This is a genomic window from Flavobacteriales bacterium (assembly GCA_016712535.1).
Classification (GTDB): Bacteria; Bacteroidota; Bacteroidia; order Flavobacteriales_F; family PHOS-HE28; genus PHOS-HE28.
In genome coordinates, this window is the sequence record JADJQW010000002.1 from 743,766 (window position 1) to 757,194 (window position 13,429).

Consider the following 13,429-nt stretch of genomic DNA (forward strand, 5'->3'; position numbering starts at 1 on the left):
CGGGGTCCCAGCTCGGGATGGTCACTCATGCTTTCACGATCCGCCTGCTCCATTGCTTTCCTCCAACCTTCAGGTCGAGGATGTATGTGCCTTGAGCCAATGCACCCAATTGCACTACATACAGTCCTGATGCGCTGGAGTTGATCGGGCCCAGTGTGGTGATGGCCCTTCCCAGCATGTCGCGCACGATCACCGTTGCGGGTGCGGTGGATGCTTCGCCGATGTCGATCCACACTTCATCCGCGGCAGGGTTCGGCCAGATGCGGAGAACAGCGTTCGCGACATCGGATGCCGGGATCCCTGTACTGATGTCCCCTTCGCAGAGGCAATCGTCGTTGATCGCATCGTTCAAGGTCAACGCATTGCCATCGTCGCAGGGCGTGCCGGGCTCCGGACCGCCGGGGCAGAGATCAGCGACATCGCAAACGCCGTCGTTGTCAATGTCGTTGGCGCAGTGGAGGCGGTAGCTTACTCCGCAGGTCACGTCGCGCAAACGAAGCGCATAGAGCGATCCTGCTGCGAGCGTCGCCTGAGTAAAGGTGTTCGTGAGCGGTGTCGAAGAACCGCCCACCGGGACGACGAAGGTGCCGAAGACGGATCCCGCGGAATTCACGATGGCCAGTTCCATCGTACCATCGCCGGTACCCGCATGTTCTGCGCTCACGGTCACCGAGTACGGACCTCCAGCGTGCGTGAACTTGTAAAAGTCATCGTCCGTGGTATTGTAGAAGCCGATGTGTCCATCGTGCCAGGCGTCGCTCAGATCCATGGTTATGCCAGCGGAGTAGGAGTTGTTCGGCTCCGCGTCAGCTGAGAAGAACGCTGGTGTTACGCTCCAGCTTACCCGGTATGAAACACCACAGGTATTGCTGATGAGCCGCAGGTAGTATGGAACGGTCGCACCCCTGCATGGGAGACTGAAGCTTGAGCCCGATGGTGTCGAGTTCGCGCCGACGGGAGCGTCCCATGTGGCCAGTACCGTTCCTGTGCTCATCACGATCACCGTTTCCAAGCTCTCGGTGGATGAACCATCCACATGCTCGGCTTCCACATTCACATGCAGAACGCCATCGGTGGGCAGGTCGATGCGGTAGAAGTCGGTGTTCTCCCCGCCGTTGTCCACACCGGTCAGGAAATCCAGATGGCCTGTCGCTTCGGTGTTCGGAGATAGCACGATCGCGCTGGCCGTGCTGTTGTTCGGCTCAGCATCGATCTGGAAGAATGGGGCTGTGGTGTAGTACCGCCAGCGATAGGAAACGCCACAGGCAACCGGATCCTCGAAGACGACGGTGTGTACCGAGGCGCCACGGCAAGGCACGCTCACCGTAGTGGTCACGGGAACGCCGTTGGCACCCACCGGGATGTTCTGTATGGCGATCGGTACCCCGGAGTATTGGAACCTGAATTCCATGCTGCCCGGTCCGGCGCCTGAATGTTCGGCCTGGATCTCGAAGTGCATGACCCCTTGGAGCGCGGGCGTGGTCGAGTACGTATCGGAATTGTCGTTCACGAAGCCTACCTGCCCATCCTGAAACGTGTCATAAGCCACTGCTACGGTCGGGCCTTCCGGATCCGGAGCGAAGACCGGAGGCGACATGGTGTATTTCCAGCGGTAGCTGATTCCGCAGTCGATGGCGTTGAAACGCACATCGTAGTCGGTGGAATTCCCGAGGCAGCCGATGGTCACCAAGGTCGTGTCTGGGACCCCGTTGGCGCCCACGGGCATGATCCATTCCTCCATCACGATCCCCGCCGTATTGTAGAGCCGCACTTCCATGGTGCCCGCCGTTGGCGCGGCATGCTCGGCCTGCACTTCGATCGTCATCAGGCCATTGAACGGGGGAACGATGTTGTACAGATCCGTAGTGCTCTCTTCATAGTAGAAACCATTCTGGCCGTCCTGGTAGGTGTCGTGGGCAACACCAGGAGTCGGGAAGGGGTCATTGTTGAATACCGGGGTGATCATCGTGTACGAGAAGGCATAGCTCAGGCAGTCCGTGATGCCGGGAACCTCCACCGTGATGACGTACGCACCGATCCCCTGGCAGGGGAATTCGAAGAAGCTGGTAATCGCCGCGTCATTGGCGCCTGCAGGCAAATTGTAGGTCGCCAGCACGGTCCCGCTGGACACCCGCACCCGGAAGGTCACATCCAACGGAACCGTTCCGGAGGATGACAGGCAGGCATCCACGCGCATCACACCTTGAATGCTGGGATCGATGCGGAAGTAGTCGATCGAATTATCCGTGGGCGAGCATGCGCCCAATGAACCACTGATCGCTGTGTTGGAGGGAAGCACGGTGGCAGCGCCATAGCCGTTGTTGGGCTCGATCTCCTGAAGCGCTCCGGTCGTACTGCAGTCGGGTTCTGGCACGCTGCCTTCGAACTTGGCGAGGAAACCATCCCATTGGCTACCTCCGTGCGTGTTCTGATGTCCTCCGTCGGCAATTGCCGTTGGTGATCCGGTCTCGCCGGACATGTAAACATCCCCGTTATCGTCCACGGTGCAGGAATAAGCCCGATCATCATAGATCGCCCCTGAGCCGTAGTAGGTTCCCCATTGACGGGTTCCGCTGGCGTTGAACTTCACGAGAAAGGCATCCCAGGATCCTCCGATCGTGTTCTGGTGTCCGTCCTGGGCGATGCCGGTTGTGGAGCGGGTCCATCCTGCCAGGTACACATTAGCGTCGTCATCCACCGCACATGCGCGGCCTTCATCTTGATTCGTTCCGCCGTAGTAAGTGCCCCACTGACGCAGGCCATTGCTATTGAACTTCACGAGAAACGCATCCTGCTGTGCCCCACCGCCAGGCGTATTCTGGTGCCCACCCTCCGCGATGGCATCTGAGGACATTGTGTGTCCGGCGAGGAACACGTTCCCACTGGCATCCACAGTGCAGGCATATCCCATATCGAAACCGTTCCCACCATAGTAGGTGCCCCAGAGCCGCGAGCCGTCCGGAGCGAATTTGGCCAGGAAGGCATCCCCTTGGTCGGCGCTCACGTTCTGGTGGCCACCGCTTGCGATGCCGTTGTCGGATGATGTAGCTCCGGCCAGGAACACGTTCCCATCCTCATCCACCGCGCAGGAATGCCCCACGTCGAACACGGTTCCACCGTAATACGTGCCCCAAAGACGGGTGCCATCACCGTTGAACTTCACCAGGAACGCATCACCGATGAGGCCGGGCTCTCCACCACCGAACGTGTTCTGATGGCCATCGCTAGCGATCCCGGTGGTGGAATACGTGATGCCGGCAAGGAATACGTTGCCGCTCGCATCGATTGAGCAGGAATATCCCCACTCACGATCATCGCCGCCATAGTAAGTACCCCAGAGCAGGTTGCCAACGGGGCTGAATTTCACGAGGAAAGCGTCCCCCAGCCCATCAGCATAGATGTCTTGATGGCCGCCTGATGCGATGCCGCTTTCTGATGAAGTTGTTCCAGCTATGCAAATGTTGCCGCTCCCATCAATAGCACAACCCCGCGCCTCATCACCGCCTTCCCCTCCGTAGTAGGTTGCCCAAAGCCTTGATCCACCGCTGGTGAATTTCACCAGGAACGCATCGGTCAGGCCGCCTAACGTGTTCTGGTGTCCGCCAGCTGCTATGGCGGAAGTCGAGCCGGTACTACCAGCCAGATAGATATTTCCGTTACCATCGGTAGTGCATGCAAGGCCGAAGTCATTGCTGTTGCCACCATAGTAGGTTCCCCACATCCGCGCGGGATCAATGATCAGCGTCCCATTGCGATCGTAATTGCCTATTGCGAAGCGCAGCGCATCGTCCTCCAACACAAAGCGCGTGTCGATCTCCTTCCCATCCTGGAAGCTGACCGGGCGATCTTCTGTGAAGCGCCCCATGCGGTTGCCGTGGGTCAGGTTGCCGTTGGCATCCAGACTCAGTTCCTCATGGTGCTCGAATCGCATACGGATCCGGTCGGGATCAGCGCCAGGCCGCACCACGAAGTCGTACTTCATGCCTTTCTCCGTGGTATACACCACCCAGTCTATGCCGGGATAGATATCGTGGTAGGTGACTTTGGCGTACGTGCGCACATCCAATGCATCGTGGTTGTAGTACTGCGCGTAGTCGCTGCTGCGGCCCTCGGTGGTGATCCGGGCGTTGTGATCCGCTCCCTCAAGCACCATGTCCATACGGAAGGTCTCCAGGCGTACTTCATCGCGCATCGCATCCAACTGTTCCTGCCTCTTAGGCTCTTGATGCGACCCGGCCACCAGTTCCGCATATCCCTCGGGATAGTGCATCCTGGTGAATTGATAGGCGATGCCGTTCCCCAGAAGGAAGAGCTGCGTGTTCCCCTGTGAAAGCCGGTAACGCACGAACGGCGCCGGCTCACCGCTGGTGGTGCGCACCTGGCCTTTGTTCTCCTCGAAGCCGGCGGGTGCACGGCTGAGGTTCTCCAGCATAGCTGGTGTGGGTGGCGTGCCTGCCCAGGCAGCAAGGGAGAGTGCAAGGCTGGCGAGAAGGGTCGGGGTTCTCATGGAACGATTCGGTTCAATGGTGATCGGGCGCAAAGGGCTTGACAAGGACATATCGGGGTGCTCGGCCGAACGTGAACGATCACAAGCGGGAAATGAGGAACCCCGGCCATCTGACCGGGGCTCCTCATCCGTTGGGGCGCCTATGCCTTGATGATCCGCTTGCTCCAGCGCTTGTTGCCCACCTTCAGGTCGATGAGGTAGGTGCCAGAGGCGATGCCCTCCAGCGGGACCCGGAAGCATCCCGTGCCGACGGCTAAGAGCGATGGCGAGGTTCCGATGACCCTGCCTTGCAGGTCGATGATGGTTACCGTCGCGTTTCCATCGGACGCTTCACCAAGATCGATCCACACGCCGTCGGTAGCGGGGCTCGGGTAGATGCGGATGCCATCGCTATCATGCGCTTCGCTCCCCGTCGTCAGGTCCAGCGCGTAGAGCTCCTGGCCCGTGCTCGTGAGGTAGTTCGCGCGGAAGAACAAGGTGCCATTGCAGCTGAGCATGGGAGCAGCGCTCGAGAACGGCGAGATCACATCGCTGCCGGGGTAGAGGATCTCATAGGTGCCGGGGGCGGTGTTATCCGTGCGCCAGAGCTGCCGATAGGTGGTGGTCCCGAGGGCCGTGACGTACAAAGCGCCATTGTGGCTGCAGAAGTTGTCCGGGTTGGTGTAGCCGAAGGTGTTCCAGGAAACGGTTCCGGATTGGGTTCCATCGCTTTGCCAGATCAAGGCGGTGGTGCTGCCCGCCGTGGGGAATGCGCGAAGGTGCAGTTGGCCGTTGTGCTCGATCAGGTTGGAGGGCAGGCTGGAGTTGGTGCCGGGGTAGATGTCCCTGACCAGGCCGGTGCCCGGCACGGTTCCGTCGGTGGCCCACAACTCATCGCCTGTGGCACTGGTGCCTGCGCGGAAGAATACCAGCCCGCCCGCCGCACGATAGTTCGACGGTGAGGTGCCTGAACTTCCCGGACCCGCGATGGTCTCGGCGATGAGGTGCGTGCCTGCCACGGTGCCATCGCTCACCCAGGGCTCGCTGCCCGTCTGCCCATCATTCGCGGTGAAGTAGAGCATGCCATCGTGGGCCATGGGATTCTGGAAGCTGCTGTTGGCAGTGCCCGGGTTGATGTCGAGGAAGAGCTGCGTGCCCGCTGGCGTTCCATCGGTGCTCCACAGCTCGCGCCCGTGGTCGGCATCGTGCCCTCTGAAGAAGATGCGGTCGCTCCCGCCGGGCCCGGAGCCGGGGAAGGCCACGAACGTGATCCACTCCAGCAGCCCCGGAACATCGGTCCTGCTCAGCACCAGTTGGGTGCCGGCTTCTGTGCCGTCCGTCCGCCACAATTCCGACTCCATGCCAGCGCCGGTCACTATGAAATTCAGGACTCCGTTCATCAGCATGAAATCCCGCGGACTGCTGCTGCCCGTGCCCGGGTTGATATCCTTCACCATCACGGTGCCGGCCTCACTGCCATCGGTCTTCCAGAGCTCCACTCCGTTCACGCCGTCCGTGGCGCTGAAGTACACCATATCGCCGACGCAAGTGAACAAGCCGGGGCTGGAATTGCCCGACGGGTTGATGTCTTTGACCAATGTGGGTATTTGGGCGGGCGTGGGCGATACGAGCACTCCAACGCATATCAGCAGGGTAACAATCCGGAAGCGCATAGGCACAGGGTTGGGGTTCAGAAGCACATCGAGGGGAGGGCCTGGATGTGAACGATCACCGCGCCCCGCCTGGAGCAGCTCAGTGCCGGATGATGCCGACGGTGCTGATGCCGCTCCCGGCCACCACGCGCGCGGTGTAGCGCCCGGCGGGCCAGTGCGCCGCCTGGATGGTGAGCAGCTGGCCCTGGCTCCGCTCGGTGTGGATGACCCGCCCCAGGGGGTCGATCATCTCTACGATGGCGCCGGGTTGCAATCCGGCGAGGGTGAGCCTGTCCTCCACGGGGTTCGGGTAGGCCATGGCCTCGGAGGTCTTCAGCTCCACGGCCACCATCTCGCTGAGCGTGGTGGTCCCGTCATGGTCCGTTTGCCGCAAGCGGTAGAAGCTCAGGCCGGGCAACGGTGAGTGGTCCACGGACTCGTAGCTGGTCAACTGCTGCGTGGTGCCCATGCCTTCCACTTCGGCTATCACATCGAATCGAACGCCATCCGCACTGCGCTCCACGTGGAAGCCCGCGTTGTTCAGCTCGCTGGCCGTGGCCCATTGCAGCTGCACATCGGAACCGGAGGGCGTTGCGGTGAACTGCAGCAGCTCCACCGGAAGCATAGCAAAGGCAGATGAGCAATTCGTGGCGCCGCCACCGCCGGTGCCCCCGATGTATTGGGCGACCGATGCGGAGGCCAGAGAACAGAGCGCTATGGCGACAAGCTTCCTCATGGCATGGTGCGTACGCCTCGGCCGCCAATGAATCCAGTCGCGTTGTCCGCTTGACCCTCTGCAGCCTCGTGCCGGAAGGAGGTGGTTGTCCAGCCGGCGGCATCCTGAGCCGATCCTCCGCGTTCTCCCCAGCCCCGATCGTAGCCGCCCACCGGACCAGTGGGCCAAGTAACGGTGTCGTGCATTCCGGAATGCGTGAGCACACCGTTCCCGTGAATGCCGGTGAATGATCTCCCCATTGGACGACCAACCGTAATGGTCAACTCGCTCAAGTTGCCGGAAAGGTTCAGTGCACCGAAGTAACCGGCGCCTGATGTGGTGCGCCCGCTGTTCGAGGCGTGATGCGGAAAGATGCCGACTCGCACAGGGCCATTCAATGCGGCAACTGTGGTCGAGTAAGCAGCATTGCCTCCCGCGGAATAGCCCGTACCAACCTGCTCATTGGCAGTCCCGGCATTTGTTATGGTGTAGGCTGTGGCAGCTATTGTCGCAGTTCCCCAAGCATACTCGTTCGGCACCGGTGTCAGTGGTCCTCGACAGGCTTTCTCGAATTCCAGTTCGGTCATGGGTCGCAATCCACTCCAATCGAGATAAGCGCTTAAGTCGGACCAGCGGATGTGATTGCAAGCCAGCCATTGTCCATCGGCGGCCTCATTCCCTATGCCATTGCCATTCAAGTCGCAATAGAAGGCAATCGGGTCATTCGCTGCCACCGCGGCATTGCACCGGACACCGTTTCGGTTCAATGATGCGGCCGAGTTCGACATGACGAATCGGTTCGTGACAGCGGTGGTTGCCGCTGGCAATGCAGTAGCTGTACGTGAATCCTGCTGCTGCCGCGTAAGGCGGTTCAGGAAGGCCACGTAATCGGCTTGGGTCAGCTCATATTTCATGCAATAGAATGGGGTTGTGCCCTTTGGGAATGCCGCAGGTATGGGCCCCAGCCCATCTCCAGGTTGATAGAAGGTGGAAGTTGAATAGTTGAGGTTGCCATTCGCCGCCCCCACGGTAATTGCTGCCTCTGTGGCAATGAAGAACGTGCTGCTCTGGTTCGGCTGCGTATAGAATCTGCCGAACGTGACATTGGATCCGCCATCCCCCACCCGGAAGCTCCCCGCAGTCACGTACACCATCTCGTGCCCGAAGGCGCACACCTCAATAGGGCCGCCGCTGAGCCCTTGCGTGCCGAGGTTCCACCGCAACTCCACATTGTTCGCCGTGAAAGTGCCCGTGCCGTTGGCACTGCGGTAGATGAAGGCGCCCACGCCGTAGTTGGTGGTGGCGTTGTAGGCGGCCGCGGGATTCAACAGCCCTGTGCGAATGGTGCTGCCTGCAGGTGCGAGGTGGGACGCGTCCGTTGCGAGGCGCGCGTGCTCCCAAATGCGGATGAAGCGGACCGATGCACCGGAGAGTGCAACAGTTGGCGCTGCGCTCACCGTGACCTGCGTGCCGTTCGGAATAGCGGTGATCACCGTGTTCGCCGCCAGGGTGCCGGTGCCCGCCGTCTTCACCAGTGGCATGCCCACGCGCAGCAGGGCCGTGCTGCCCACATTCAAGGTGGTGCCCGTGCTGCTCACGCCGGTGCGGGTGGGATCAGCGGTCCCGACCCGGAACTTGAGGAAGACCCATGCTGCGTCCCAGTTCCCAGGGGCCGTGCTCACGCGCCAGCTGTTCTGCCAGCTCACGGTGAAGCGGGCATCCACCGTGCCGGCCACCGAGTTGAAGTCCACGAGCATCGGCTGGGTCACGGTGATATTATTCCCCACGGCGGACCACCCGCATAGCAGTGGGCCGAACAGGAAGAGAAGACGAAGGACAGGTCGCATGGAGAGGCGGTAGCGTGCGTACATCGGGATACCCCATGCCATGTGAACGGTCAGAAGTTTCTTTCACTTCCTGTTCACATCCGCGCCCTTCCCCGATGATGGGTCGGAGGGCAGGCCAGGCGCCCGCTCGCACAGCGATCATGCATCACCAAGGGCGATCTCCGTATTATCGTGGTCCGCTTCTCCCCACAAGTGGAAGCCACAGCCGCTCCATCGATTGCGGAGCCCGCATGGGCTTCGGGCCTGCGTCGCAACGATGCCGCCACGGTGCGCGCGCTTTACAAGCAGCATTTCCCGGCCATCAGGACCTACGTGCTGCAGAACAGCGGCACAGGCATCGATGCGCAGGACGTGTTCCAGGAAGCTATGACCGTGCTCTGGCTCAAGGTCAAAGAGGGCCATCTCGTCCCGGACAGCGACCCGGGGGGCTTCTTGTTCCGTGTCGCCAAGTACAAATGGCTGGATCAGGTCCGGTCAGCAGCGCACAAGCACATGAAGGTGGTGCATGACGACCGCGCCCTGGATCCTGTTGCCGATGCCGCTGATGACATCGAAGAGAAGCTCGCGCGATTGCGCGGCGTGTACGACAAGCTCGATGACAAGTGCCGCACCGTGCTCGACAAATTCTACTTCGAACGCAAGGACCTCGCGACCATCGCCGCCGGAATGGGCGTGGAAGAGGAGAGCATCCGCACCATCAAGTACCGCTGCATGATGAAGCTGCGCGCGTTCCGTAGGACGATCAGCGGTGAAGACCAGCAAGCGATATGAGCAACGGCGCATTGGATAGGACCACGTTCGAGGCCATCGAGGCCTATGTGCTCGACCGTCTGGATGCCGATGAGCGCCTCGGCTTCGAGCGGCGCATGGCAGCGGACCCAACCTTGCGCGTCGAGGTGGAGCTGGAGCGCGAGAACATCCTGGCCATCGAGCTCGGCGGAATGGAGCGCATGCTGAAGGAAGTGCGTGAAGGGCATTCGGAGCAACGCGAACAGGGCGGTGGATGGACCACTTGGCTGAAGTACGCGGCTGTGGTGGCCATCCTCTTGAGCGGCGCGCTATGGTTCACCTTGCGCCCTAGCGCCAGCGAGAGGCTCTTCACGGAGCATTTCGCACCGGAGCCCGGCCTGCCCGTGGCCATGGGCAGCACCGCTGCGCATGCCTTCAACGATGCCATGGTGGCCTACAAGCTCGGCGATCACGATGAGGCCATCAGCAAATGGTCCGTCCTGCTCAAGGAGAGGCCATCGAGCGATACGCTCCGCTACTTCATCGGCTGCGCGGAGCTGAACGCAGGGCGACCCGAGCGCGCCGCGCCCATGCTCCTGACCGTTGCCGATCAAGAGGGTTCCGCGTTCGCGCAGAAGGCGCAGTGGTTCGCTTTCCTCGCCTTGGTGCGCAACGGCGATCGGAACGCAGCGAAGGCGATCCGCTTCAGCCCGGGGAATCCGTATGGCGCGAAGGCGGAGGCCATCCTTTCTGAACTCGAATAGGCATGCGGGCGATAGCGGCGTTGGTGCTCGGTTGCTGCGCATTCGCTACCCGAGCGCAATCCGATCCACTGGCCGCCCGCCATGCCCGCATCAATGCTCTTTATGAAGCCGAGAGCTACGCGGAGCTCATCGCGGAGATCGATGCGCAGGTGGCAGCTGCGCCTGGTACGGCCTACGCCGATTCGCTGCACCGGTACCTGTACAAGTACGGCCGCGCGCACCGCAAGCTCAAGGATGCTGCCGCCGGAACCGCCGCGGCCGAGCGCCTCTATGCGCTGGTGAAGCAGCGCGGCAAGGCCGCCAACGAACTGGAGGCGCTCTTCGATCTGAGCTGGACCTACTATGATGCGGGCGAGATGAAGCAATGCGCCCGCGTGGACTCCATCGCCGTCACGGTAGCCGATCGCGATCCGGCGATTCCCTTGGGCCAGCGCGGACGCGCGCGCCAATACCTCGCGTTCGACTACAGCGTGCTCGGTGATCATCGCAATTCAGCCAAGTGGGCGTTGGCAGCGATCGCGCAGTATGAAGAGGCCGATTCGATCCCGCCGGCGCAGTGGGCCGAGTCCTATACGGCGGCAGGCGTGGCGAACTGGCACCTGGGGCGCATCCGCGAAGCCGAGGCGTATTACAAGAAGGCGCTTGAGAGCCTGGGTGAACGCACGGACGAGGCCATCCTGATGCGCAAGGTGAGCACCTATGGCAACCTGGGCGTGCTCTGGCAGAACGCGGGCGACTTCACGCGGGCCAAGCTGAATTATCACGAGAGCCTCCGATACAGTGACCGTATCATCAGCGCCACGCAGGATCAGTTCACGCGCGATGAGGCCATCGTGAACCGTTCGCGCACCTACCTGAACCTGGCCACGGTCTATTTCCAGGCCGGCGATGATGGACGGGCCAGGGAATTGCTCGACCGCGCCTGGCGCGACCGCAGCGGGGTGCTCGAAGCCGATGACCCCCAGCTGATCGCCGTGAAGGAGCGCTTCGCCGACCTCGAGCTGAATGCCGGCAATCTCGAAAAGGCGCAAACGCTCATGCGCGATTACCTCGCATCGTGCGAGAAGAAGTTCGGCCCGCGCAGCGAAGAGTATGTCCGCGCCGCCTCGAAGCTCGGCGAGATCCTCGCCCGCCTGGACCGCCATGCCCAAGCAGATTCGCTATTCGCGCTGAGCATCGCGGCGGGCAAGGCCACGCTGGACGAAGCCACCGATGCCAACCTGGCGGCCACTCTGCTCCGACGGGCTCGCATGCGCGTGCGCGCGGGTGAATGGATGGACGCGCTCGCCGACCTCGATCAGGCACGCGCCATCTTCGTGAACACCTACGACAGCCTGCATCACCAGGTGGCGCTGGTGGATGCGCTGCGCGCCGAAGCTGCATTCGGTGCCGGTGACTGGCCATTGGCGAATAGCCACGCCACGAACGCCTTGCGACTTCTCGGTGAACGCGTGCAAGCGCTTCGGGCCAGCACCCTCCCGCGCGTATTCCCCGATCCGCACATCCTCCCGGATGCCTTCTACTGGAAGGTGCGCTCGGCCATGGCGCTGGCCGGTGCAGCGCCCGAGGCTGCGCAATGGAAGACCTGGAATGAGGACCTCGACCTGGCGATGCTCTCCCTTGCGCGCAATAAGGCCGCAGTCGAGGACGAGGCCTCGAAGCTCCTGCTGGTTGCTGCGCAGAAGCGCCTCTTCGAGCTCGCCCTTGATGTCGCTTTCGGTTCTCGCCAAGCGATGGGCAGCGATGCCGCAGCGGAGCGATTCCTCGAGGTCTCAGAGGCCAGTCGCTCCACCTTGCTGAAAGGGCGGTTGAATGCCTTCAAGGGGCTTCGCTTCGCAGGCCTACCCGATTCCGTGGCGACAAAGGAGCAGGAGATCATCGCTGGTCTCACCATCAGCGCCGATGATGAGCATGGGGCAGCCCGGCTCCTAGCAGCCGAGCAAGCCTATCACGCCTTCCTGCAGCGCTTGGAGCGCGAGCATCCCGCCTACTTCGCGCTGCGGTATGGCGAGGCCGCGGTGACCATCGAAGAAGCGCGCCGGCGCCTGCTGAAGCCCGGGCGGGCGCTCCTGGCTTTCGCGCAGACGGCTGAGAACCTGTATGCCTTGGCGTTGACCATGGAGCGCGCCGACCTCGTTGAGCTTGAAGCAGCCGGCCTGGATGAACAGGTGCGCGCGCTGAATGATGCCATCGCCGAACGGGATGCGGAACAATACATCAGTACCGCGCTCGCGCTGCACGAGCAGCTGATCGCTCCTGTGTCGGAGCGCATCGCCGGGCACGAGTTGCTCATCATTCCCGATGGTCCGCTGCATCGGCTCAACTTCGAATGCCTGCTCACGGCGCCGAGCACCCCGAACGGCTTCAGCGAGCATCTCCTGCTGCAGCGTCACGCCATCGCCTACCTGCTCAGCGCCACCACCGCCGTGCAGTTCGCCCAGCTGGCGCGCGACCGCTCCAAGGGCATGCTGGCCATCGCCCCGGGCTTCTCTGATGAGGTGAAGCGCGCCTACCTGGCGCGGGTCGCGGATAGCAGCATGGTGGATCGTGATTACCTGCGCTACGTCCGCCAGCCCTTCGCCATGAGCACCGCCGAGGGACTGGGCAGTTCGATGCGCGCGCAATTGCTGCTGGGCGCCCAAGCCACCGAGCAGGGCTTCCGCGCGAAGGCCGAACAGCATGGGATCCTGCACTTGGGCACGCACGCTGAGATGAATGCGACGAATCCCATGTACTCACGCCTCGTGCTCAGCAAGGACGGCAGCGGCGCCGATCCCGACGCTGATGGGTATCTGCATGCGTACGAGATCTACGAGCTTGACCTTCGCGCTCAGCTAGCGGTGCTCACGGCGTGCGAGACCGGCACGGGCGCATTGGATGCCGGAGAGGGAGTGCGCTCGCTGGGTTACAGCTTCGCCTATGCGGGCTGCCCCAGCTTGGTGATGTCGCTCTGGAGCATCGACGAGCAGAGCTCTTCCGCGATCATTGCCCGATTCTATGAGCTGCTCGCGGACGGGATGCCGAAGCACGAGGCATTGCGTCGTGCCAAGCTCGATCATCTTGCGAAGGCGGAAGGAGAGCTCGCATTGCCCTTCTACTGGGCCGGGCTGGTGCTGGTAGGTGACGTGGATCCAGTGAACCTGGAGGGTCGCTTCCCATGGGGCTTCGCATTGCTCGCATTGGGCGTTGCGGTCCTTGCCCTGCTCGCGTTTCGGCGCCTGCGCAGGGGGTAAGCG

7 protein-coding genes are annotated in these 13,429 nt (G+C 62.1%); 3 read left to right on the forward strand and 4 right to left on the reverse strand.

Annotation, left to right across the window (positions count from 1 at the left end; all coding sequences use genetic code 11):
- Positions 1-25: 25 nt before the first annotated feature.
- The 4 genes from IPK70_02975 to IPK70_02990 form a co-directional block, all read right to left on the reverse strand.
- Entirely contained in the window at positions 26-4,507 is a 4,482-nt protein-coding gene (locus IPK70_02975; protein MBK8226123.1) for a T9SS type A sorting domain-containing protein, read from the reverse strand.
- Positions 4,508-4,647: 140 nt separating this feature from the next.
- Positions 4,648-6,159, reverse strand: coding sequence for a T9SS type A sorting domain-containing protein (locus IPK70_02980; protein ID MBK8226124.1), 1,512 nt, complete (start codon positions 6,157-6,159; stop codon positions 4,648-4,650).
- Positions 6,160-6,238: 79 nt separating this feature from the next.
- On the reverse strand, positions 6,239-6,874 hold the full coding sequence (locus tag IPK70_02985; protein MBK8226125.1) for a T9SS type A sorting domain-containing protein: 636 nt from the start codon (positions 6,872-6,874) through the stop codon (positions 6,239-6,241).
- Complete coding sequence (locus tag IPK70_02990) at positions 6,871-8,700, reverse strand: SUMF1/EgtB/PvdO family nonheme iron enzyme (protein MBK8226126.1); 1,830 nt, start codon at positions 8,698-8,700, stop codon at positions 6,871-6,873. The genes IPK70_02985 and IPK70_02990 overlap by 4 nt, the downstream gene beginning before the upstream one ends.
- Before the next feature lie 171 nt (positions 8,701-8,871).
- Here IPK70_02990 and IPK70_02995 point away from each other — a divergent pair, with 171 nt between their 5' ends.
- Genes IPK70_02995 through IPK70_03005 form a run of 3 tightly spaced genes read left to right on the forward strand, consistent with a single transcriptional unit; the run spans position 8,872 to position 13,426 of the window.
- On the forward strand, positions 8,872-9,471 hold the full coding sequence (locus tag IPK70_02995) for a sigma-70 family RNA polymerase sigma factor (protein ID MBK8226127.1): 600 nt from the start codon (positions 8,872-8,874) through the stop codon (positions 9,469-9,471).
- Complete coding sequence (locus IPK70_03000) at positions 9,468-10,193, forward strand: hypothetical protein (protein MBK8226128.1); 726 nt, start codon at positions 9,468-9,470, stop codon at positions 10,191-10,193. The genes IPK70_02995 and IPK70_03000 overlap by 4 nt, the downstream gene beginning before the upstream one ends.
- Before the next feature lie 2 nt (positions 10,194-10,195).
- Positions 10,196-13,426: a CHAT domain-containing protein gene (locus IPK70_03005; protein MBK8226129.1), complete on the forward strand. Its 3,231-nt coding sequence runs from the start codon at positions 10,196-10,198 to the stop codon at positions 13,424-13,426.
- The last annotated feature ends 3 nt before the right edge of the window (positions 13,427-13,429 follow it).